Raw genomic sequence first — 22,090 nt, 5'->3', positions numbered from 1 at the left:
TTGCCGTGTTCTTACTTATTGATAGATTTCAGCAAAGTTTCCACACTAGCATTGTGGTCTATGAACGAAAACAAATGTTTAAATAGGAGTTTGCCCTCTGCATCCAAAACAAACTGAGCCGGCAAAGGAGCACCCAAAGCCTGACCGGTTTTATAGGCCCGAAACACTCTTACGCTTGGATCGGACAGCAGAGGCATTTTCAAGCCTAAATCTCTGACAACTATTTGGCTTTGCCTGTCGTCGGTGCTGGTTACCATCAATAATTCTATATTGCGATCGGCAAACTGTTCCCACTTTTCATTCAAAGCTTTAATGTGAGGAAAACAGAAAGGGCAATATTGCTTTTCAGTAAAAATCCGCGTAAAAGCCAGAACTACCGGCTTATCGCCCCGATAATTCGACAGCCGCACTAATTTGCCATTATTAATATCCGGCAATTCAAAATCTGGTGTCCTCTGTCCCAGCTTCAGAACATTAGTCGCGGGAACAGGCAATAAATTTTGGAAAAACCGCTGATTTAACAAGCCGCTAAAATCAGTAGAAGTCAGCATATTTGCTAATTTGGGAATGGGGAATTGAGCATTGGGCAATGGGCGAAGCGAAGCGGAGGGATTGGGCATTGCACCGAAAGTTTCGAGGGCGGGCACTCACAGGCGCCGCCCTACAACTCAAAACGATCGAGTTAGACAGCAGCAAAGAATACTTTCGACTTAACTGGATCGGGTGTCATGGTTTTGTCACCGGGCTGCCAGCCAGCGGGACAAACTTCATCGGGGTGAGACTGAACGTGTTGGATAGCTTGCAGAGTGCGGAGAGTTTCGTCTACGTTGCGGCCGAAGGCAAGGTTGTTGATAGTAGAGTGTTGGATGATGCCTTCTTTGTCGATGATGAACAGACCTCTGAGGGCAATACCTGCTTCTGGGTCGAGGACGTTGTAGTCGGAACTGATGGTTTTTTTGAGGTCAGCAACTAAAGGATAGTTGAGGTCGCCGACACCGCCGGATTTGCGGTCTGATTGTATCCAAGCAAGGTGAGAGAATTCGCTGTCAACGGAGACGCCGAGGATTTCGGTATCGATTTTTTTGAAGTCCTCATGGCGATCGCTAAATGCTGTAATCTCTGTGGGGCACACAAAGGTGAAGTCCAAGGGGTAGAAGAACAGGACTACATACTTTTTGCCTTTATAGTCTGACAGTTTAACTGTCTTGAATTCCTGATCCACTACGGCTGTTGCTGCGAAATCGGGTGCAGCTTGACCAACCCGGAGGCATTCACTTGTCATAGATTTTGTTTCCTTTTTTACGAACTGTTACAAATATATCATACTCATAACGACTACAAGTATGTTCTCGGCAAGTCTAAAAAATCACGCTCTCAAAATAGAGAGCGTGATTTTTTCTATTAAATCATGGCTCAGGCGGGATTTGAACCTGCGACCTTGGGCTTATGAGTCCCCTGCGCTAACCACTGCGCCACTGAGCCAAACTTACTTCACGATTTACCATCGTAGCACGGTAGGTGGAAGTATGTCTGTATTCCCAACAACCGAATTTCTAATACCTTCCGATCTAAGTTATGAGTTTTGGTAATGATTCAAAACCCATAACTTGAGACCAGTCGTTATCGAGAAGCACTGGACGTATCGTTAGGCAGAAAAGCCATTGGATTGACAGCACCCTGTCCGGCGGGATGGATTTCAAAGTGCAAGTGCGGCCCGGTACTGAAGCCGGTGCTGCCCATTTCTGCAATCTGTTCGCCGCGATCGACCTGCTGACCCTTTTTAACCAAAATTCGGTTGTTGTGGGCGTAGATCGTTTCTGATCCGTCTGGATGGGTAATTTCCACCAGATAGCCGTACCCTCCGTCATTCCAATCTGCATAGGTAACCACCCCGCTGTCGGCGGCCACAATTGGCGTGCCGATCGGCCCTGCAATATCAATTCCCTTGTGCATCCGTCCCCAGCGCCAGCCGTAGCCAGAAGTGAGAACGCCCTTAGCCGGCCAAATCAATCCGTTAGCCGACTGCTGTTTGCCGCCGCCGTTAGGCAGATAAGTATCAGCGCCCGAAAGTGGAGGCAGTTCTGGAGAAACCATGCGTCCCAAAGACGGGTTGCTCAGGGGGTCATAACCCTCGGAACCCAAAGGAGCAGTTGCTACCACCGGCCGTTCTTGAGTAGAGGTAGGCGTTAGGTTGATCGGTTGCAGTTCGGCTGCACGAGCGGGATCGAAACGCTCTTGCTGCTGTTTCTGAACTTCCTGGGACCACCCTCTCGACGGCGGTCTGCCGATTTCATTCTGCACCGCTCCAGCGTATTCGGGGGTGTAGAGGTCGGGATTGACGCTTGGCAGTTCTTCAGACGGGTTGGAGGCGAGTTTCGCTTCTGGGCCCTCAGTTGGAGCCAGGGAAACCGCATTTGCCCCGATCGAATTGCGCTCGGCGCGATATTCCTCTCGCAGTCTGACAACTTCTGCTCTCAAGCGTTCGGAATAAGGGTTGAGAGCGGTAGCGGTGGGTAGATCCTCCGCATTCGACTCAAGTACAGCGCTCGTGGGAGCGGGATTTAAACCCTGGGCGCTAACATTTTGCAAGCCGAAAGGCTGCGGGTATGCAGCAGCGAGGTTGGTAGCAGTTGCACTTGCTGGCTGCGGCAGCGCGCTGGTGTCAACGGCACCTGTAAATGTTGGTTCGCCTTGAAGTTCCAGCTTTCTGGTGTCGCTAATGGTTTGAGAAACTTGAGTTAGCGGAATGCTGTTAATTTTGGGAACCATCGGCGCTGAAATATTGTTCAGACCTTCCAAGTTCGCCAAGGGAGAGACAACGGCCACTTTTGGGGCGGGTGCTGCAACGCCAGCACTGGTTATTTCCGAGGTAGACGAACTGGGGTTCAAAGATGCGGGAACCGAAGTCGCCGACCAGACAGATGTAGAGTTAGAGGCAGAATCTGATGCTGCCGCCTGCACCGCTGGATTATTTGACCGAACGTTGGGAATTTTCAGCCGTTGATTGACATTCAGCAAGTTGGGATTGCCCAGCTTGTTGACGGCGATCAGCTCTTTGGGCGATACCCGGTAATTAGAGGCGATCGCATCTAACGTATCTCCCGGGCGCACGTTGTAGAGCCCCTGGGCTGGCCCTGCGCTACTGCCTGCTGGGGACACTACCACAGCGGAGGGCAAACTAGGTGTTGCGAGAGACTGTTCAATGAACTCCAACGATCGATCGGGCGATGCTGCTTGACCCACCGAGGCATTGGGAATTACAGGTGTGGCCCTGAGGTCAGGAATTGCTGGCGAGGTGGCATATTCCGGGGATGCCAGCGTCGGTACAGCAGGTGTAGATGAATTTGGTCCCACCTCAGAGTCCAACAGGGGCCGACCTGATGCTGTAGTGCGGTTTTCCTGTTTTTTCAAACTGTCGATCGCCCCGTCTGCGTTCGGGCTGTCGATCGAGCTTTGCGTCGGTACAGTCGTCGCCATATCTGGCGCTTCCGTTGACTGACCGTACTGGGCTGCACTATCCAACGACTCGGAGCCAGTTAGATTTAATTTTTGTTCTGGATTGACTGTGGCAGTATTGCCAGGGTTCTCTTGTGGCGAGGCTTCTAGAGCCTCCGGAATTTTGAGTTCTTGGCCGACTTGGAGTGCGGTATCGGGTTTGATGCCGTTGGCAGTTGCTAGTGCCTTCGGTTCAATTTCATAGTCCCGAGACAGATCCCAAAGGGTTTGTCCCTGCTGAACCTTAACCCCTGCCTGTTCGGCTGAGGAGCCGTCAACTTGTCCGGTGGTAGCGGGCCCGTTGGTCGATACAGGCTTTAATTCAACGGTCGATTCTGCTGTCGGTGTGAGTTCAGACGCGCGAGCGCTGTCTCCGTTTCTCGGCAGCAGGATGCCAGAAGCACCTACCGATATTGCCAGCCCGATCGTGGCGAGAGAGCGAAAGGAGCCTGTGCTGAGCGTTGTCTGCTTGGACGGTTCCGCAGAACCGTCTCTGTCGATTTCACTAGCCTGAACAGGCTTATTTTTTTGGGGATATGTTCGTTTCAAAAAAACGACCTCCTACTGAGAAGCGCTAACTGTCCTTGGAAACACTCAAGGGATTGCATGACGCTGAATTTAAATCAACAACCAAAAATATTCTGATTGTTGAAAGCGATCGTGCTTAGGCAAGATTACCTTGCTTTTTTAATTTAGACAAGCTCGAACCGTAATAATTTTTTAAATTCTCGGTCAAACCCGCTGCAATTACACCCCACAAGCCTTACACCGCAATAGTTGGAACGAATACATAAAATATCCGTTCCCGCACAGGCTAAGACTCTCACCTATTGTCCGACTCTATGCTAATTTCCGGACAACCTACAACCGTATATTCACTAGATATCAATAGCCTTCAGGCACAATCAGGCGATCCCTGGCGCCTTAAATCGCTGAAATCCTCTGTTTTTGTGGCTACATCCTCGCAGCGACTAATTTGGTATTACTGATAACAATCTGTTTTTGGATGAATAAAATATATTAATCTCCGCTATCTAGATTTTCACCGCTTTGATACAAATTTCTTATATTTAAAGCGAAAGTTGGTTGTACCCGACAGCTATTAAATATCTATATATGTATGTATCTGTCGATCGCGATTTATCCGAGTTCGCCCAACTGTCGTTTAGCCTCAAATAAACCTACAGCGGCGCTGACAGAGAGATTCAAACTCCTGACTCCAGGCTGGCTCATGGGAATAAAAACTGTGGCATCGCAGGCATCCAAGACCAATTTAGGAATGCCGACAGTTTCTGAGCCAAACATCAACCAGTCGCTGGGCTGAAATTGGAATTGGGTATAACTGCATCGTCCACCAGTGCTGAATCCGATCGTTCGCCCTCCTCGCTCCTGCTGAAATATCTCAAAAGCAGCTAAGTCTTCGTGACAGTGGAGATTGACATAGGGCCAATAATCTAAGCCGGCCCTTTTCAGGTAGCGATCGCTAATTTCAAACCCCAGCGGGCCGACTAAATGTAATGTCGTGCCTGTGGCAGCGCAAGTGCGGGCGATATTGCCAGTATTCGGGGGAATTTGCGGGTGAATCAAGACAAGTTGGGGCATGAAGCTTTAAACAGTTGACAGTTGACAGTTGACCTGGGACAGTTGACAGCCCCCATCGCCCCAAGGATAGCAATGGTTTCAGCGATTAAACACGTCTTGGCAGTTGCTATCAAAGCAAAAAATACAGCTATTGGCACATTTAGAAATCTACCCAAAGGTAGATACTATTCATAGCTTTTATTTATAACAGGTGCCGGCTGCCATTGATTAAATATTCTGATTTGTTTTGCACTGCTACTGTTCAAGCGACTAACTGGCCGCACAAATTGTCTTCCAGCTCCCATTCCTGGTGAGCCATGCCATCAATCCCTTGCAGAATAATCGTGCGCGCATCCAAACCGCCCTCATACAGTTTCAACCACTGTTGGGCGGTGTTGCCTTCCCGGAGAATCTTTTTGAGCGGCGAGAGAAAGCAACTAAAGCCACGTTTTTTGGCGATCGGCCAGACTTCCTGGTAAATTTCCTCAATCCAATCTCGCGCCAAAATCTTTCTGCCGTCTTGCCAGTGAGTGAGTTCGGCATCCAAACTTTGCCGGGATGCAGCAATTTCGTTGGCGTCGGTGAGGGCAACTAAGTCTTGATTGCGGGTGGCGGCCGGTAAGGTACTGAGTGCTAAGGGGTCTAAGCCGGGGTCTTCCATCATCTGCCAAATACGAGCTTCTAGCAAGGCAGTGATGGCCAACAAAGCCAGAGGATTGACTTCAAGATCGCAAATTCTCAGTTCGAGGCGGTTGAGACAGTAGGGGCGACGATCGCCATTTGGCCGCACAGCAGACCACAAATGGCGGACGTTTTGCATACTGCCGAGTTCTAGCTGTTCTTCAGTCCACTGGATGTAATGCTTGTGACTTTCAAACAGGGGGACGATCGCGGGAGTTTTGGGAAACAAACCCCACCGGGTAGAATGATAGCCCGTGACTTCGCCGTCGAGGAACGGGGAAGAAGCGCTCAATGCCAAGTATAGCGGTGCTTCGACGCGGGCGAGGCGGATGGCGCGCATCAGCATTTCTGGTTCGGAGATGCCGATGTTGATGTGAATGCTGGCAGTGACGACTTTGGTGCCGTAGGTTTGCTCGATGTAGGTGTGATAGGGGTTGTTGGGATCCGATCGGTAAAATCGATCGCTCCCACCGAGAGATAGCGTACTTCCCGGGAGCAAGGTATAGTCGCCCAACTGTTTGAGATACTCGCGCAGCCGGACTCGCGGCTTGACTAGGGCGCACAGCAGGCGATCGTAGCTGCACAGCGGGGCCGTCGTGTACTCCACATTGCGACTATCAGGCTCCCGCACAAATCCCTCTAGATCGGCGACTATGCGATCGGAGAGACCGACAACCTCACCTTCGGGCGTGCCGGTATACATTTCTACTTCAAAGCCTTTTGATAGCAGCACGTTTGTTCCTCAGCTAAGTTGAGTGCTAATTTCTAGTATCCCAAAAATTGAGCTGTTCGTACTATCTGCCACAAGGCAGAGTTAAAATTTTTGGAGGCTGGGACTGAAACCGGGTATTTGGGCGCCAGCTTTGTTTGAGCGTTTGTGTGTTAGTTGCGGCACCCAAAGCGGCAAATGCTGGCACCGCCAAGAGTTTCCGAGGCGGTTTTCGGGTGTCAAAGGCTGTTTGTGCGATCGCCTTTGTGTTTGATGCGGCATTCGGGGCGCGATCGTACTTATCGTAAACAGAACCCACCCTTACCACAGACAGAAGTGAGAAAGCACTGCATTCTTCCCTCTTCGCTGTTCCTTCTTCCCTCTTCTTTCTGTCACAGGTCAACTATCAACTGTCAACTATTTCAAGATAACTTTATTCATCCGAGACTCAAGCAAAATCCGCTTAACCTCAATCCGGTAGTCGTATTTTTTGCACTGTGAGTAGGCGCGAGAGCGACAGGAATTTTAGGAATATTTCTGGCTATTCCGTTAGCGGGAGTGATAGTTAGCTGGTTTGAAATTGAACAAACGCAAGCGTAAGGCCAATTGATAAAGCCGTCCCATTTTAGAGAAAGTCAGGCTGAACAACCGGTTTTAAACTGCAAACTAGAAGTCCGATGCTCCAAAAACTATCCTGGGCGCAACGCGAAACTAAAAGTAAAGAGAAAAAGCAACCTAGGGTTTACGCGGAGCATACACTTTACTGCGTAGAGTCAATTCATAAATTGCAAGTCAGTAGGAAATCTTGCTTCTTCTGGTTGGGGATCGTAAATGTAATCGCAGTCAAAGCGCATAGCTTGAGAGTGGCGGCTGATCGAAAATCCGCAGTGAGTCACCATTTCTGTAGTAAAAGTAGCCATGACTAACTCGATAAGTTTTGTGTAAGAAATGTTAGGCTGTTGAACGTAATAAGCGCGTCTAGCAAAAAAGATTCTCTCATCTTTCGGTACAATTATGGCATTAATTTTGTGTGCGTGTTGAATTGGCTTGATATAGCTTTCAATAAACTGCGACTGATTTTTTTGAAGTCTGGCTAATCTTTCGTGTTGCAACCAACTCATTTGAAACACAATTTTAATAAATTCAAAACCCAAAATGTAGTTAAAAACATTATTCCGTTCTTCTGTACTCAATACGAAACGCAGTGCAGATTCTAAATATTGGTCTGTTTCCCGGAGCGCTTGTTGAGATGAGTGGATATAAAATTGTTTGATGTAGCTTCTTAAATCAGATTCGTTTAATTCTTTTTTGACTCGGAATCTGATTAAATACTCTTTAACTCGGTGTAGAGTATCTACATCTTCAAACATTTTTGAGACTAAGCCGTCGGCTGTGTACTCATCTAAAAATTTGGCTTGAAAATCGGGAGTAGATGCACACAATATGTAGGAGAGGGACAAAACGTAGCGTCGCTGGTTCCAAGGCAAGCTTTCTGCCCACTCCTTAACTTCTACAGGGAGTTTTTCCAGCACGGTATCTGTGTGGGGACGTTGAGAAAGGTCGGCATATTTATATTTTTGTTTAATCATTGCCTGAAACCTTGTATTAGTTAATTGACCGGGTAATATATGGCAGGTAAGTACAGTAAAGTAGAGGCCGGCAGTTACCACTTATGTAATTTTTTTATATACCTCTAAGGATACAGGATTTAGCGGGTAAAGGCGGTGATCTGTCTCACATTTTTGCGGACTTACTATCACAACTATGAACTTTATATATCACATTTTTGGGCCGCGAGTGTCACAGGAAATAATTATTCACGTCACTGGGATAACGGTGGGTTTGGTTGATGATGTAATCAGGGTGATTTATAACTTTTTGTTAATCCGGATTACTGAGGAAAATCATGAACTCGACTACAAGTATTTTACCTAAAAATCAGTGCCGATACTTAAGTTTTGGCCAGATCCTCGTTCAACCAGTGCGACACTGGTTTGATAGCATTGCAGTGGGCGATCGGCAAATAGCTAAGTGGTTGTGCCAAGTTATACCCGCACGGTGTCCTTTTGAGAGAAATATCCAGTTATTCGGACACCATTTTTTCCACATACCCCCGATGTGCAAGCTAAATCCTGTATATGAAGAATTAGTGGGGTTGCGTTTTCGCTCGCTGTCGTTTTTGGCTGATGTATCCGGGGAAGATGTAACGCCGTACTGCTGATTGAGGGGTTTCATACCTCGATCGCCGATCGATCGACCGTAGTGCATCTAGATTGTCTATGATAGTCGATGGAGAGGGGGAGAGACCTATAACAGCTTCGCTCTTCGGGTAAACAGGGGGAGAGCATTTGAGGCGTTTTAATTAGGCATTGAAATATACAATTTAAATGCTGTAGAGCTTATCAATTATTTATGGGTGCAGCACTATGCCAATTGTTCGATCGCCAATTTAGACCACAATCGTTAATATCAGTGGATGCTTTGGATGCTTTTAAATTACAGCGGGCTTCCATCATTACGGTCAAGTCAACAATAATATCAAACCGTAGCAGCGAAAACAACAGATATAACAATAATTTAACAAATTACTTTGCCTAATGGAAGTGAATATGTTTAACGCAACAGAACTGCTAATTAACGATTTTGTAAATCGGCTAATTGAAGGCTACCGGCACACCTACGGTGGCTTCAAATCTGACTATGGCGAAATTATTGCTTGGGTAGCCGATATGGCTTTGGAAAATATTGCTAATAGCGATGCTCTTTACCACAATGTGGAACACACTATTTTAGTGACATTGGTGGGACAAGAGATTCTGCGCGGGAAGCACATCCGCGAGGGCGGTGTTTCCTGCGAACATTGGCTGCATTTCCACATTGCTTTGCTGTGTCACGATATCGGGTATGTCAAGGGTGTTTGTCGGCAAGATAGAACAGATTTAGGAGTGTATGCGACGGGAATAGGTGACACGAATTTAACGCTACCGAGAGGGGCGACTGATGCGAGTTTGACCCCTTATCATGTCGATCGGGGAAAGATGTTTGTTGAGGAACGCTTTGGGGGTCACAGACTGATTGATGCCAACCTGGTTAAGCAGAATATTGAGTTAACTCGTTTCCCGGTTCCTCGGGATGAAGACTATCAAGATACTGTGAATTATCCGGGTTTGGTGCGGGCGGCGGATTTAATTGGTCAGTTGAGCGATCCGCGATATTTGCAAAAGGTGACTGCGCTGTTTTATGAATTTGAGGAGACTGGTCAAAATCAGGTGTTGAAGTATTGCAATCCGGCGGATTTGCGGGAGGGGTATCCTAAGTTTTATTGGAATGTGGTTTATCGGTATGTCAAGGATGCGATCGGCTATTTAGAATTGACGCAACAGGGGAAACAAATTGTTGCTAATCTGAACGCAAATGTGTTTCGGGTGGAGCATTCTGAGGCGGGAGTTGAGGAGGTGGCTTCTGTTAGTTAGGCTTGGAGTTGACTTGGGGCGGGCGCTCTGGTTGCTGATCCGAGCGAAAGGGCGATCGTCCTATTTAATGTTAAGCTTGTGAACTGTGCTCGATTGGGCGATCGCCATATAGTAAAATATAGCTATACCCACAGCCGCCAGCAAATTTTAAAATATTTTGATTGTCATTGCTCGATAGATTGACTCGTTCAATTCTTAAGAAATAGAGAAAAATCACCATGAGATTCATTAACCCCAAAACCGATTTCGCCTTCAAAAAAATATTCGGTGGCAAGGAAAGCAAACCAATATTGATCAGCTTTCTCAATGCCCTAATTTACAAAGGCCATCCCACCATCACCGATTTAGAAATTATCGATCCGTATTTACCATCAAGAGTCTCATATCTTAAAGAGTCTTACCTGGATGTCAAAGCAAAGCTTGCATTAGGTCAAACTGTAATTATCGAAATGCAAGTTTTAAATGTGGCATCTTTTGCGAAGCGGGTGATTTATAATGCTGCAAAAACTTACTCTACTCAACTGATTCGCGGTGAAGGTTACTTTAAGTTAAAACCTGTAATTGCTTTGACCATTACAGATTTTGAAATGTTTGAAAACGACCGAGAAGTAATTTCTCACTTTGTGTTCAAGGAGAAAAAGCGTTTATTTGAGTATCCAGATCCAGGAATGGAAATGATATTTATTGAATTGCCGAAATTCAACAAACAATTGGATCAGTTGGAAACTTTGACTGACAAGTGGGTTTATTTTATGAAAAATGCCCCCAGTTTGGAAGTAGTACCGTCAACAATGGAAAATGTCTCGGAAATACAACAAGCTTTTGCGATTGCTAATGAAACTAACTTGAATCCTGAAGAGTTGAAAGATTTAGAAGATCGCGAGAGGTATATTATGGATCAGCAGGGAATCTTGCGAAAGGGAATTCAAGAAGGCAGAGAAGAAGGACTCGCACAAGGGCAAGAAGAAGGCAGAGAAGAAGGCAGAGAAGAAGGCAGAGAAGAAGGACTCGCGCTAGGAATGAGAGAAAAGGCTCTGGAAATTGCTAGGCAACTTCTCAATGTGCTTGACAATCAAACTATTAGTCAAACTACTGGTTTGAGTGTAGAAGATATCGAAAATTTGCGGGAGGAATAGGAAGGAAGGACTGAAGTCCTCACTACAAACTACATCAAATTGGTTTGTAGTGAGGACTTCAGTCCTCATCCAACGAGAGAGGACTGAAGTCCTGACTATGAACCTATAGACGACTCTGCCATCTGTCTAGAGGAAGATTTTATTAAACGAGTAAATTACGTATTATGCTGTAAAAGTCAGGCAGAGGGAAAAGCTATCTCCGACTCTCACTCCCAATAGCTGACCAATCTTACAGTATAAAAAATAAATCTCATGACACCAGTCACTCCCAATCAAACTTCATCTCAATACGAAACTACCCAATCTGAAGAAAAAATTGACTCTCTGGTAGAAGAAGTTAAGCCAGAAACCGAACTCGATTTAGAATTCCTGTACACCAGAGATATTGAATTCCGCCAAGAAACAATTTATTTCATTGTAGTCGATCGCTTCCACGACGGCGACCCCGCAAATAACGAAGGCCCAAACCCAGAACTTTACGATCCAGAAGGCAAAGATTGGGGCAAATATTGGGGCGGCGACTTGCAGGGAGTTATCGACAAACTCGACTACTTAAAAGATATGGGTGTTACAGCAGTTTGGCTGACTCCGCTTTTTGAGCAAGTAGAAGCATTATTTGTCGAACAAGCTGCGATTCATGGCTATTGGACAAAAGATTTTAAGCGACTAAATCCCCGGTTTATTGCCAAAGGTGATAATCCTTCTGTCAACCAAACACAAGAAACCAAAGATACCGTATTTGACAAGTTAGTATACGAGTTGCACCAGCGAAAAATGAAACTTGTACTCGATATTGTCTGCAATCACAGCAACCCAGATTTTAGTGGAAAAAAAGGGGAGCTTTACGATGATGGTGTCAAAATAGCTGACTTTAACGATGACAAAGATAACTGGTATCACCATTATGGAGAAGTCCAAAATTGGGAAGATGAATGGCAAGTTCAAAACTGCGAACTGTCTGGCTTGGCTACTTTCAATGAAAACAATATTGCCTATCGCAGTTACATTAAGTCAGCAATTAAACAGTGGCTAGATAGAGGTGTTGATGCTTTGCGGGTTGATACAGTTAAGCATATGCCGATCTGGTTTTGGCAAGAGTTTACTGCGGATATTTTGACACATAGACCTGATGTTTTCATCTTTGGGGAATGGATTTACAGCGATCCTAGAAATGACCTTTCTGTGGAATTTGTCAATGAGTCGGGGATGACTATTTTAGATTTTGGGCTGTGCGTGGCAATTCGAGAAGTATTGGGACAGGGTGCGGAAGCCGGATTTCAGTTAATTCAGGATGTGCTGAATTTGGATCACCGCTATTACGGGGCGACGGAGTTGATTACTTTTATTGACAACCACGATATGCCGCGGTTTCAGTCGTTGAATGCCGATCGACAAATGCTCCGGTTGGCGATAAATTTAATCATGACAAGTCGTGGCATTCCGTGCCTTTATTACGGTACTGAACAGTACCTGCACGATGATACAGAAGGGGGAAATGACCCTTACAACCGCCCGATGATGGAAAAGTGGGATACTGATTCGCCGATTTACCGCGATGTGCGGTTGCTGTCTGGGTTGCGGCGGCTGAATCCTGCTATTTCGATGGGGAGTCAGTGGCAAAAATATCTAACTGCTGATGTTTATTGTTACGTCCGCCGCTATCGCGATTCTGTGGTGTTTGTGGCGATGAATCGGGGCGATTCTGTGACTGTTGAAGCGGTTGATACGGAGTTGCCGGATGGAGAGCATACGGAGGTTTTATCGCGCCGCAAGTTTGAAGTTAAAGACGGGATGCTGTATAATTTGGAGTTGGGCGATCGCGAAGTAATGATTTTTAGCCGCGTGGGAGAGCGAGTTAAGGGGAAAACTATTGTGCGGGCTCAGCTTAACAGTGTTAAAAGTCAGCCTGGGGAAAGAATTGTGGTGGTTGGAGATTGTCCTGAATTGGGGAATTGGGATATTAGTAAGGCTTACCCGCTGGAGTATATCAATACTAATACTTGGTTTGGGGAAATTCCTTTTAATGAAAGTGCGGGGAAGTTGATTTCTTATAAGTATGCGCTGCTGCGGGAAGGAAGGTCGCCGCTGCGAGAAAATTTGGTTTGTCGGCGCTGGGTTTTGGCTTCGGAAGGGACTGTGAAATGGCGCGATAAGTGGGTTTCGGGACGGGAGTCTTGACAGTTGACAGTTGACAGTTGACAGTTGACAGTTGACAGTTTGGAAATTTTAACAATATCAATGCAACCGGAAACGATAGATTATTGATTGTTGACTGTTGGGAAATTTGAATAATACCCATGCAACCGGAAACGATATGAGTAGGGTGCGCCGAAGAGCATCTGATCGCCATAAGTAGTGCGTCAAATTAATTTTTGCGCCTAGGGCTGACACCCGGGCGCCAATCTTGTAAGAGTCAAAAATAGTCACAGGGGTCGATCGCTCGATTCCAATGACTTAAGCTTTTATGCTGAAGTTAGCTGAAGCATTTATGTTTAACCTGATGTATATTTCTCCAGAGCAAGACCAAAAAATTCGCTACATCATCCGAGAGTGCGGTCAAGAAGCCCACAAGCTTGCAGCGGAACCTTTTGAAGTTTCCGAGAAAGGCCCAGATGACTACGTGACGAGTATCGATCGCTACTTAGACGGAAAACTATCAGCAGCATTTAGCGCTTTGTTTCCTGAAGATGGCAGGATCACGGAGGAAAACACGTCCTCCAGAGCAGCTTACCAGGCAAATTACCAGCGCCTCTGGTGCATCGATCCCCTGGACGGGACGGAGGGATTTATTCAGGGAAAACAGCACTATGCTGTGATGGTGGGGCTGTTGTTGGAGGGGGAACCGGTGGCCGGCTGGATCTACGCCCCGGCTTTTGACCAAATGTATTTTGGCGGCAAAGATTGGGGATTGTTCCAAACTGTAGGAACCTCTTCGCCGCAGCCGATCGGCCTTTGCAAACCCCCCGCTCCGACACCGTTCAATTGTAAAATTATTCTCGGCGACAGAGACCAGAAAAACTATGCCGGGGCGATCGCCCAAAGCATCCCAGGAGTAGAATTTTACTCGCTGGGAAGCTTTGGCTTAAAAGTTATGGAAATCATACAAGGTCGAGCCGGTTTGTACCTGTATTTCAACGGTAGAGTTAAAGTGTGGGATACCGCCGGCCCTCTGGCCCTAGCAAAGGCAGCCGGATTGGTCTGTTGCGACTTGCAAGGTCAACCGCTGAGGTGGACGGCAGACGCCATAGAGCCGGAGTCTCTGGCCCACACGCAGTCGATCGCGATCGGCTGGCCGGATTATATAGAAGCTCTGTTGGGGAAAGTTCAACAGGCAGTGGGACGCCTGTAAACCCGTTTAAGATTGAAAAATCTGCCCATAATTTTAGGTGAAGCGGGCCCCTGTACCCTGATTGGAGAATTGGGTTTTAAACCCCATAGTTCTAGGACAGCTTTGCATTAAAATTGAAATGTCTACAGGCTCAAGACACGTTGAAACAGCTACGGTGAGAGCGCACCTAGACAGCTAGAGGGGCAATGGTTGACTCCAACCCTGAAGGCATACAAGCATTTGACTTGTGAGGAAAACAAAAAGTCAACCTAGGGCATTGGGAGACTTAAAACGAACGTGGAGACTGAGTGAGACTTGCTTCTTGCAAGCATTAGTCTGTGAAGCGTTAAGGAATCCTCTCTCATTCAGGAAGAGGAGGTATGTCAAAGGAGCTATGAGACGAAGTAAGTTTCGCCTGTGTCTGAGATTTGCGTCTCGTTCGCTTTGTGTCAATCTTATGTAGCAGCAACAGATTGTTTGTTTTCTCAAACAGCGATCGTTCCCTAGCTATTGGGTGTCGCCTAATCTAATTTCCCACCTCCGCGAGTTTGCATGAAGACAGAAGCTTTCAGTGAGCTGTTCCCTCTATTTAAGGGTGCTAACCCAGAAACCTTGGGAGGGCTGCTATCCAATGCCGTTAAGCATGAGTATCCCCCAGGCCGAGCTGTGGTGATGGAGGATTCTTGGGGTAACGCAATTTATTTTGTTGTGTCGGGCTGGGTCAAAGTCCGCCGCCTGTCAAACGATCGAGCTGTATCAATGGCTATTTTAGGACGGGGAGCTTTCTTCGGCGAAATGGCCATTCTTGATGAATCTCCCCGATCGAATGACGTACTTGCTCTATCGCCCGTGCGGCTGATCAGTGTCACGGCTCAGCGATTTATCCAAACCCTGTTTAAAGATCCGCAATTGCATCACCGGATGCTGCAACTGATGGTGCGGCGCCTGCGCCAAACCAATCTCCGCTCTCAACTCCAGAACCGCCAGCCAGCGGTTAAACTAGCAAATACTTTAGTTGAGCTGGGAGAAAACTACGGTCAGAAAACTGCTGAGGGCAGAGATATCTTCAATATCCCTTATGAAGATTTAGCTGACGTGACAGGTATCGCCCTAGATGAAACCAGCAAAATTATGGAAAAACTAGATAGTAAAGGCTGGATCAAAATCGATCCAGAGCACCAAACTATCCATTTGATCAACCTCAAGCACTTGATGAATTTGGCAAGTCAATGACCGATGTCACTTATGAGGATACCTCGTCCGCTGCCGATCGCGCGATCGGACAACTAACAGCACCGACCATTCACTATTCGGTGGCGATGCCCAATCCTGAATCCCACCTGTTTGAAGTGACTTTGCGCGTGCAGGGTTGGTCGGAGCCGGTGCTGGATTTAAAAATGCCTGTCTGGACTCCCGGTTCTTACTTGGTTCGAGAGTACGCCCGCCACCTGCAAGATTTTCGATCGCTAGGAGGCGATCGAGCTTTACTTTGGCGCAAGATTAGCAAAAATCACTGGCAAATCGAGACAAATTCAGTGTCAGATGTCACGGTTTGCTACCGGATTTTTGCCAACGAACTGACAGTACGAACCAATCATTTAGACTCGACTCACGGTTATTTTAATCCAGCGGCTCTGTGCTTTTTCTTGCCCGGTTTTGAGCGCAACTGCTATACGGTGACAGTGGTGCCACCGCAGCCGGAATGGCGCACAGTTACTACTTTGCCGCCTGTTTCTGGGGAAGATTTTACTTTCGCTGCTGCGGATTTTGACACCCTTGTCGATAGTCCTTTTGAGATTGGCTGTCACGAGTCCTACGATTTTGAAGTGATGGGAAAACCCCATCAGCTTGTAGTTTGGGGACAAGGCAATTTAGAACCAGAACGGGCAATTCAAGATATCAAGAAAGTCATTGAGGTAGAAGCAGAAATGTTCGGCGGTTTGCCTTACGACCGCTATGTGTTTTTGTTGCATTTGTCTGGCTCTGGTTTTGGCGGATTGGAACACAAGGATAGTTGCACTCTTAACTATTCGCGTTTTGGTTTTCGGAACAAGGACAAGTACGAACGGTTCATTCAATTGGTGGCTCACGAGTTTTTTCACCTCTGGAATGTCAAGCGCATTCGACCGAAAGCTCTCGAAATATTTGACTACGAACAAGAGAATTATACTCCTTCTTTATGGTTCTCTGAAGGCACGACCAGTTATTACGATTTGCTAATTCCTTTTCGAGCGGGTCTCTATGGCGTGAAAGGTTATTTCCAAAATCTTGCCAAAGAAATCACTCGCTTGCAGACGACTCCGGGGCGGAACGTGCAGCCTGCGAGCGAGTCGAGTTGGGATGCTTGGATTAAACTTTATCGGAGGGATGCTAATAGCGATAATTCGCAGATTTCCTATTATTTGAAAGGGGAATTAGTTTCGTTTCTGCTGGATTTGTTGATTCGAGCTAAACACGGCAACGCGCGATCGCTCGACGATGTGATGCGTTTGATGTGGCAGCAGTTTGGCGGTTGTTCTCCTGAAAATGAAGATTTTGACCAGAAGTCGGGAACAGAGGCAAAGCCTGCGTATCTGACATCAAATGGTAAGTTAAATGCTCGCTCGCGGACGGCAGAAATAGGCTTTACTCCCGAAGAGTTGCAAAGTGCGATCGAGTCTGTAGCCGGCATGGATTTGAGTGACTTTTTTGCGCGCTATGTAGACGGCACAGAAGAGTTGCCTTATAACGAATATCTGGAACCTTTCGGGCTACAAATTTGGGTAGATGAAAGCGAGCAAACGCCTCGGATTGGTTGGACGTTGGGAGCGGAAAACGGGCGGCAAATGGTTAAATTTGTCGAAGCAGGATCTCCGGCACAATTGGCCGGAATTGACGCTGGAGACGAGTTGCTGGCGATCGCAGGTTTTCGAGTAAATGCCGAACAAGTGGCAGAGAGGCTGAAAGACTATCAGCCGGGGGACACCGTAGAAGTGACAGTTTTTCATCAAGACGAACTGCGGACTTGTTCTGTTACTCTCGCCCAGCCGCGCCCCGGCCGTTATTCGATCGTACCAGTCGATCGGCCAAGCACTATTCAGAAACAAAACTTTACTGGATGGCTGGGTGTTCCTCTGTCGAATTTGTGACATCATTGTTAGTAGTTAGTAGTTAGTTGTTATTTGTTACTTGTTACTTGTTGGTTGTTATTTGTTAGTTTTAATAACCAATAAGATTGTGTCCGGTTAATTACCTATCATAAATTTTGTACTGACAGCGCTCGTCCTCACTGCAAAACTATAGGCCAATCGGGAAGGACTCAAATCCTGACTAAAAAAGACTTTTATGATGGTTGTCTCACCGGATATGACATAAAAAATCAGCAATAACCAGTAACAAATAACTCATAACAAATAACCCATTAGCAATCACCAATTTTAATTATGCAAACCCCACCTCCTCCATCAATTACGCCTCGCCAGATGAACCTGCTGCGAATCGTTTCCTCTATGGCCTGGGCTGATGGCGAACTCGCAACAGAAGAAGTTAATTTAATGCTCGATCGCTTTTGCCGTTTGTTTGCCGCAGATGACGACGCACAACAAATGCAACAGGAACTGCGGGATTACATCATGCAAAATATTCCCCTTGATGAGTTGATTCACCAACTAGAAACTCAAGAGGAAAAAGAATTAGTCTTGCAACTCGGCTATGAAGTGATTGCATCTAGTTCTCGCACTCCCGACGAACCAAACATTAACTCTGACGAAGCCGCAGCTTATCAAAAATTAGTGCAGTTGCTGAATCTTCCAGAAGATGCTGTCAAGCGTATTGAAGCAGAAGCATCATCGGCGACACATACTTCGGAGGGAATTATAGAGAAGATAGCTCACAAATTAGAACAGTTCATCAAACGCTAGTTTGTGACTGGCGCGCGGCTGATTCCTGGTTGATTCCTGTATTTCTAGTTACTAAACCTGAAATTTTTAAGAGCAACCGGGAATAATTCGCCATAGGTAAGTCTTTTTTACTTAATACTTTTGGACTGGGTAATATAGCCCTTCTCAGATAGGTGAGGTACGTTGTTGGGCTTCAGCCCTCTTCGTTTGGGCTTCAGCCCTCTTCGTTTAAGCGGTTATATAAGCAGTCAGTCATACCTCATCTTTCTGATAAATGCTATACAATTTTTTCCAAATAATGTAACCTAACAATTGTTGTGCAAGAGTGTTAGGCAAAGTTGTTGATTCTCCCGGATGTGTAAGATCAAATCCGGCTGTACCAGAATGATTAAACCGCAGAGCGCGCAGAGGACACAGAGGGAGAAAATAGAGAGAGGTACTCATGGGTATAGGGCATAGGGCATAGGGCATAGGGCATAGGGCATAGGGCATACCTCACTTTTTTTGAGAAAGGCCATATCATCTTCGGGTAAAGATCGATCTTATGATTGTTGAGAATATTCTCAAGTAAGTGACTAATAACTAATAACTAATAACTAATAACTAATAACTAATAACTAATGACTAATAACTCTTTAAAATTATTGTTCCTATCAACTTCTGTCGGTCAACTCGGTTCGGGGTTGGGCGGCGGAGTAGAACTTACAGTCTTCAACATTGCTAAAGAATTGCAGCGCCGAGGTCATAAAATAACAGTTGTAGCACCCACAGGTTCAGTTTTAGAGTCAATTCCAATCATCGAAATCGCGGGGGATTTGCAAGTAACTGCCCAAACACAAGATTACCACGATCCGATTGTGATGCCTGCCGATTCTGTGCTGGCGAATATGTGGGAATATGCTCGCCAAGTTCAGGATGATTGGGATCTGATTGTTAACTTTGCCTACGATTGGCTGCCGTTTTATTTGACGCCATTTTTTAACACTCCGATCGCACATTTTATCAGTATGGGCTCCATGTCGCGATCGTTCGATCGCATCGCCGGACAAATCGCCGTCAAATTTCCCGGTACGCTGGGAGTTTGCACCCTTACCCAAGCCCAAACCTTTGCCTTTGCTAGCGAGTGCGAGTTGGTGGGAAACGGCGGCATCGATTTATCGCTGTACGAATTTTGCAGCCAACCGGAACCAAAATTAGCTTGGCTAGGCCGCATCGCCCCGGAAAAAGGCTTAGAAGATGCTGTGGCGGCTGCAAAAATTACAGGCATTCCCCTAAAAATTATGGGCAAAATGCAAGATGAGGATTATTGGCACAAAATTTGTACAGATTACCCGGATGCTCCGGTAGAATATTTAGGGTTTCTGACAACAACCAAAATGCAAGAACAAGTCCGCCAGTGCCGAGCATTGTTGATGACGCCGCGCTGGGTGGAAGCTTTCGGAAATGTGGCGATCGAGGCTTTAGCGTGCGGTGTGCCTGTGATTGCTTACGAGCGCGGGGGGCCGGCGGAAATTGTGCGAGATGGGCTGACGGGCTTTTTAGTGGAACCTGATAGTGTAAATGGGCTGGTAAGTGCGATCGACCGTTTAGACAAAATTGACCGCAGTGCTTGCCGGCGACAAGCAGAGGTAGAATACAATTTAGGAGCCGCGGGCGATCTTTTTGAACGCTGGTTCAAGTCTATTGTAAAATTGAGTTAAATAAACTCTTAATTGACCACAACAAAAGACCACAAAAATAACTATGGCAACTGAACGTTTAGTGCTTTTATCGAGCAGAGAAATCGAAAAAATGCGTCAAGCTGGCAGCTTAGCAGCTCAGCTTCTTCTGCATCTCGAACCAATGATTAAACCGGGTGTCAGCACTCTGGCAATTAACGACGAAGCGGAACGCTGGACTTTAGCCCACGGTGCAAAAAGTGCTCCGTTAGGTTATAAAGGATTTCCGAAATCTCTGTGTGCTAGTGTCAATGAAGTTGTCTGTCACGGCATCCCGAATGCAAAACAAATTCTCAGAAAAGGTGACATTATTAACATTGATGTAACGCCTTTAGTTGATGGCTATCACGGCGATACTTCTAAAACTTTTTTTGTTGGGGAACCTTCACCTGTAGCTAAAAGGTTAGTTGAAGTAACTGAGGAATGTCTCAGAAGAGGAATTGCGGAAGTTAAGCCTGGTGCTCGTACCGGTGATATCGGTGCGGCGATTCAAGAATATGCTGAAGCGCAGGGTTTTTCGGTGGTGCGAAATTTTGCGGGACACGGCGTGCATCGCGTTTTTCACACGGAACCGGAAATTTTGCATTACGGTAAGCGGGGGACGGGAAAGAAGCTCAGACAAGGTATGGTTTTTACGATCGAGCCGATGATTAATGAGGGTACTTGGGATGTGGAAATTTTGGCGGATGGTTGGACTGCTATCACTAAGGATAAAAAGCTTTCGGCTCAGTTTGAACACACTCTGGCTGTGACTGATTCTGGGGTGGAAATTCTGACTTTGCCGTAGGTATGAAAGGTGGAATTCCGCCGCATGGAATTCGGAATTAGGTACGTAGTTGCGCTTCAGCGCTCTTAGTATTATATACGGAAAGAGCAATCCTAAATCATTTTCAAGCTCGGGAAATTATCAAATCCTTGCTATAAAATGAGTTTAGCAAGACGAGAGGTAGTCGTACCTTGAAACTTAGATAGGATTACTATATTTACGAAAAGAGCGCTGAAGCGCAACTACGTACCTTTGAGCGCTGAAGCGCAAGCAACTACGTACCTTTGAGCGCTGAAGCGCAACTACGTACCTTTGAGCGCTGAAGCGCAACTACGTACCTTTGAGCGCTGAAGCGCAACTACGTACCTTAATAGATAATTATTAATATGAAATGGCTGCAACCGGGAGATTTGCTGCGGGCGATCGCACCTAGCGGCGCGCTGCGAGAATTGACTAATTTTGAACGCGGTTTGGAAATTTGGAAATCCCGCGGCTATCGAGTTGAATTAACACCGGGTTTTGCCGATCGCGCTGGCTACTTGGCCGGTTCCGACGAAAACCGCGCCCGACAGCTCGCAGATGCCCTCAGTGACCCGGATTGTCGCGGTATTCTGTGTGTTCGAGGCGGTTTCGGTAGCACTCGACTTTTGGAAAAAGGTAAGGTGGGCGATCGCACGAATTCCGGGTTTCCGACTCCCGATTCCCATGCGCCGAAATGGTTGATCGGCTTTTCCGATATTACGGCTTTGCTGTGGAATGACGACAAATTGGGGATTTGGGGCGTTCATGGGCCGCTGCTGACGACTTTGGGCGCGGAACCGGATTGGTCTGTCGATCGACTTTTTGACTGCGTAGAAGGCCGTCCGTTACAATCTTTGCAAGGTAAGGGATGGGCTGGTGGAAAGGCTTCTGGGCGGTTGTTTCCGGCGAATCTGACGGTGGCTACTCATTTGCTCTCCACCCCTTATCAACCGGATTTGACTGGTGCTATTCTCGCATTTGAGGATGTTTCGGAGGCTCCTTACAGGGTCGATCGGATGTTGACTCAGTGGCGGATGGCGGGGGCTTTTGCGGGGGTGCGGGGGATTGCTTTGGGACGGTTTAGTCGCTGCGAGGTTGGCCCGGATAGTCCTAGTTTTACTATAGAAGAGGTTTTGCGCGATCGGCTCTTTGACTTGAATATTCCCATTGTCTCGGATTTACCGTTTGGCCATGAAGGGGTTAACGCTGCTTTACCGATGGGAATTGAGGCGAGTCTCGATGCTGAATCGGGATTGCTGATTTGTGGAGATACATCGCAACTTTAGATGCGGCATCAACGTCTG

General features: G+C 46.7%; 19 protein-coding genes and 1 tRNA gene. 12 read left to right on the top strand and 8 right to left on the bottom strand.

Going from position 1 to position 22,090, the window contains the following annotated elements; genetic code table 11:
* Positions 1-11: 11 nt before the first annotated feature.
* The 8 genes from JGK14_RS03000 to JGK14_RS02965 form a co-directional block, all read right to left on the bottom strand.
* Positions 12-551, bottom strand: coding sequence for a peroxiredoxin family protein (locus JGK14_RS03000; protein ID WP_293176754.1), 540 nt, complete (start codon positions 549-551; stop codon positions 12-14).
* Between the two features lie 131 nt (positions 552-682).
* Positions 683-1,282, bottom strand: coding sequence for a peroxiredoxin (locus tag JGK14_RS02995; protein ID WP_293176580.1), 600 nt, complete (start codon positions 1,280-1,282; stop codon positions 683-685).
* Between the two features lie 127 nt (positions 1,283-1,409).
* Positions 1,410-1,482: transfer RNA gene (locus JGK14_RS02990), tRNA-Met, on the bottom strand.
* A 138-nt stretch (positions 1,483-1,620) separates the two neighbouring features.
* Positions 1,621-4,044 carry a peptidoglycan DD-metalloendopeptidase family protein gene (locus JGK14_RS02985; protein WP_325314745.1) on the bottom strand — a complete coding sequence of 808 codons (2,424 nt, stop codon included), beginning with the start codon at positions 4,042-4,044 and terminating at the stop codon, positions 1,621-1,623.
* Between the two features lie 591 nt (positions 4,045-4,635).
* A complete protein-coding gene (locus tag JGK14_RS02980) occupies positions 4,636-5,097 on the bottom strand; it encodes a tRNA (cytidine(34)-2'-O)-methyltransferase (RefSeq protein WP_293145927.1) in 462 nt (153 codons plus the stop codon).
* Positions 5,098-5,338: 241 nt separating this feature from the next.
* On the bottom strand, positions 5,339-6,490 hold the full coding sequence (gene gshA, locus JGK14_RS02975) for a glutamate--cysteine ligase (protein ID WP_293176576.1): 1,152 nt from the start codon (positions 6,488-6,490) through the stop codon (positions 5,339-5,341).
* Between the two features lie 61 nt (positions 6,491-6,551).
* On the bottom strand, positions 6,552-6,869 hold the full coding sequence (locus tag JGK14_RS02970; protein ID WP_293176574.1) for a hypothetical protein: 318 nt from the start codon (positions 6,867-6,869) through the stop codon (positions 6,552-6,554).
* A gap of 370 nt (positions 6,870-7,239) precedes the next feature.
* Positions 7,240-8,055: a cobyrinic acid a,c-diamide synthase gene (locus tag JGK14_RS02965; RefSeq protein ID WP_293176572.1), complete on the bottom strand. Its 816-nt coding sequence runs from the start codon at positions 8,053-8,055 to the stop codon at positions 7,240-7,242.
* A 175-nt stretch (positions 8,056-8,230) separates the two neighbouring features.
* Here JGK14_RS02965 and JGK14_RS02960 point away from each other — a divergent pair, with 175 nt between their 5' ends.
* The 12 genes from JGK14_RS02960 to JGK14_RS02905 all read left to right on the top strand — a co-directional run bounded on the left by JGK14_RS02960 (position 8,231) and on the right by JGK14_RS02905 (position 22,072).
* Complete coding sequence (locus JGK14_RS02960) at positions 8,231-8,401, top strand: hypothetical protein (protein ID WP_293202689.1); 171 nt, start codon at positions 8,231-8,233, stop codon at positions 8,399-8,401.
* The gene (locus tag JGK14_RS02955) at positions 8,373-8,687 is read left to right on the top strand and encodes a Mo-dependent nitrogenase C-terminal domain-containing protein (RefSeq protein WP_293176570.1); all 315 of its coding nucleotides are present in this window, start codon (positions 8,373-8,375) and stop codon (positions 8,685-8,687) included. The genes JGK14_RS02960 and JGK14_RS02955 overlap by 29 nt, the downstream gene beginning before the upstream one ends.
* Positions 8,688-9,075: 388 nt before the next feature.
* Complete coding sequence (locus tag JGK14_RS02950) at positions 9,076-9,939, top strand: Npun_R2479 family HD domain-containing metalloprotein (protein WP_293198187.1); 864 nt, start codon at positions 9,076-9,078, stop codon at positions 9,937-9,939.
* Positions 9,940-10,157: 218 nt separating this feature from the next.
* Positions 10,158-11,075 carry an Rpn family recombination-promoting nuclease/putative transposase gene (locus JGK14_RS02945; protein WP_293198185.1) on the top strand — a complete coding sequence of 306 codons (918 nt, stop codon included), beginning with the start codon at positions 10,158-10,160 and terminating at the stop codon, positions 11,073-11,075.
* Positions 11,076-11,327: 252 nt separating this feature from the next.
* The gene (locus JGK14_RS02940) at positions 11,328-13,253 is read left to right on the top strand and encodes an alpha-amylase family glycosyl hydrolase (protein ID WP_293242021.1); all 1,926 of its coding nucleotides are present in this window, start codon (positions 11,328-11,330) and stop codon (positions 13,251-13,253) included.
* A 286-nt stretch (positions 13,254-13,539) separates the two neighbouring features.
* On the top strand, positions 13,540-14,424 hold the full coding sequence (locus JGK14_RS02935; protein ID WP_293205124.1) for a 3'(2'),5'-bisphosphate nucleotidase CysQ family protein: 885 nt from the start codon (positions 13,540-13,542) through the stop codon (positions 14,422-14,424).
* A 531-nt stretch (positions 14,425-14,955) separates the two neighbouring features.
* Positions 14,956-15,636 (top strand): Crp/Fnr family transcriptional regulator, encoded by a 681-nt coding sequence (locus JGK14_RS02930; protein WP_293145897.1) that lies wholly within the window; start codon positions 14,956-14,958, stop codon positions 15,634-15,636.
* Positions 15,633-17,531 carry a M61 family metallopeptidase gene (locus JGK14_RS02925; RefSeq protein ID WP_293224178.1) on the top strand — a complete coding sequence of 633 codons (1,899 nt, stop codon included), beginning with the start codon at positions 15,633-15,635 and terminating at the stop codon, positions 17,529-17,531. Before JGK14_RS02930 ends, JGK14_RS02925 begins: the two co-directional genes overlap by 4 nt.
* Positions 17,532-17,825: 294 nt before the next feature.
* Positions 17,826-18,302, top strand: a complete 477-nt coding sequence (locus JGK14_RS02920) for a TerB family tellurite resistance protein (protein ID WP_293176558.1) — start codon at positions 17,826-17,828, stop codon at positions 18,300-18,302.
* Positions 18,303-18,901: 599 nt separating this feature from the next.
* Positions 18,902-19,981: a glycosyltransferase family 4 protein gene (locus JGK14_RS02915; RefSeq protein WP_293205117.1), complete on the top strand. Its 1,080-nt coding sequence runs from the start codon at positions 18,902-18,904 to the stop codon at positions 19,979-19,981.
* 43 nt (positions 19,982-20,024) lie between these two features.
* Entirely contained in the window at positions 20,025-20,786 is a 762-nt protein-coding gene (gene map / locus JGK14_RS02910; protein ID WP_293176554.1) for a type I methionyl aminopeptidase, read from the top strand.
* A 365-nt stretch (positions 20,787-21,151) separates the two neighbouring features.
* The gene (locus JGK14_RS02905; protein ID WP_442921421.1) at positions 21,152-22,072 is read left to right on the top strand and encodes a S66 peptidase family protein; all 921 of its coding nucleotides are present in this window, start codon (positions 21,152-21,154) and stop codon (positions 22,070-22,072) included.
* The last annotated feature ends 18 nt before the right edge of the window (positions 22,073-22,090 follow it).

The organism is Microcoleus sp. PH2017_28_MFU_U_A, from assembly GCF_020738035.1.
Lineage (GTDB): Bacteria > Cyanobacteriota > Cyanobacteriia > Cyanobacteriales > Microcoleaceae > Microcoleus.
This window is presented reverse-complemented; position numbering and strand designations above follow the sequence as displayed.

Bases quoted from the DNA above. Each gene is read 5' to 3' on its own strand.
- JGK14_RS02965 (WP_293176572.1), bottom strand. From the start codon at position 8,055: ATGATTAAACAAAAATATAAATATGCCGACCTTTCTCAACGTCCCCAC.
- map (WP_293176554.1), top strand. From the start codon at position 20,025: ATGGCAACTGAACGTTTAGTGCTTTTATCGAGCAGAGAAATCGAAAAA.
- JGK14_RS03000 (WP_293176754.1), bottom strand. From the start codon at position 551: ATGCTGACTTCTACTGATTTTAGCGGCTTGTTAAATCAGCGGTTTTTC.
- JGK14_RS02930 (WP_293145897.1), top strand. From the start codon at position 14,956: ATGAAGACAGAAGCTTTCAGTGAGCTGTTCCCTCTATTTAAGGGTGCT.
- JGK14_RS02935 (WP_293205124.1), top strand. From the start codon at position 13,540: ATGCTGAAGTTAGCTGAAGCATTTATGTTTAACCTGATGTATATTTCT.
- JGK14_RS02955 (WP_293176570.1), top strand. From the start codon at position 8,373: ATGAACTCGACTACAAGTATTTTACCTAAAAATCAGTGCCGATACTTA.
- JGK14_RS02905 (WP_442921421.1), top strand. From the start codon at position 21,152: ATGAAATGGCTGCAACCGGGAGATTTGCTGCGGGCGATCGCACCTAGC.
- JGK14_RS02980 (WP_293145927.1), bottom strand. From the start codon at position 5,097: ATGCCCCAACTTGTCTTGATTCACCCGCAAATTCCCCCGAATACTGGC.
- JGK14_RS02925 (WP_293224178.1), top strand. From the start codon at position 15,633: ATGACCGATGTCACTTATGAGGATACCTCGTCCGCTGCCGATCGCGCG.
- JGK14_RS02995 (WP_293176580.1), bottom strand. From the start codon at position 1,282: ATGACAAGTGAATGCCTCCGGGTTGGTCAAGCTGCACCCGATTTCGCA.
- JGK14_RS02960 (WP_293202689.1), top strand. From the start codon at position 8,231: ATGAACTTTATATATCACATTTTTGGGCCGCGAGTGTCACAGGAAATA.
- JGK14_RS02920 (WP_293176558.1), top strand. From the start codon at position 17,826: ATGCAAACCCCACCTCCTCCATCAATTACGCCTCGCCAGATGAACCTG.
- JGK14_RS02950 (WP_293198187.1), top strand. From the start codon at position 9,076: ATGTTTAACGCAACAGAACTGCTAATTAACGATTTTGTAAATCGGCTA.
- JGK14_RS02915 (WP_293205117.1), top strand. From the start codon at position 18,902: ATGACTAATAACTCTTTAAAATTATTGTTCCTATCAACTTCTGTCGGT.
- JGK14_RS02945 (WP_293198185.1), top strand. From the start codon at position 10,158: ATGAGATTCATTAACCCCAAAACCGATTTCGCCTTCAAAAAAATATTC.
- JGK14_RS02940 (WP_293242021.1), top strand. From the start codon at position 11,328: ATGACACCAGTCACTCCCAATCAAACTTCATCTCAATACGAAACTACC.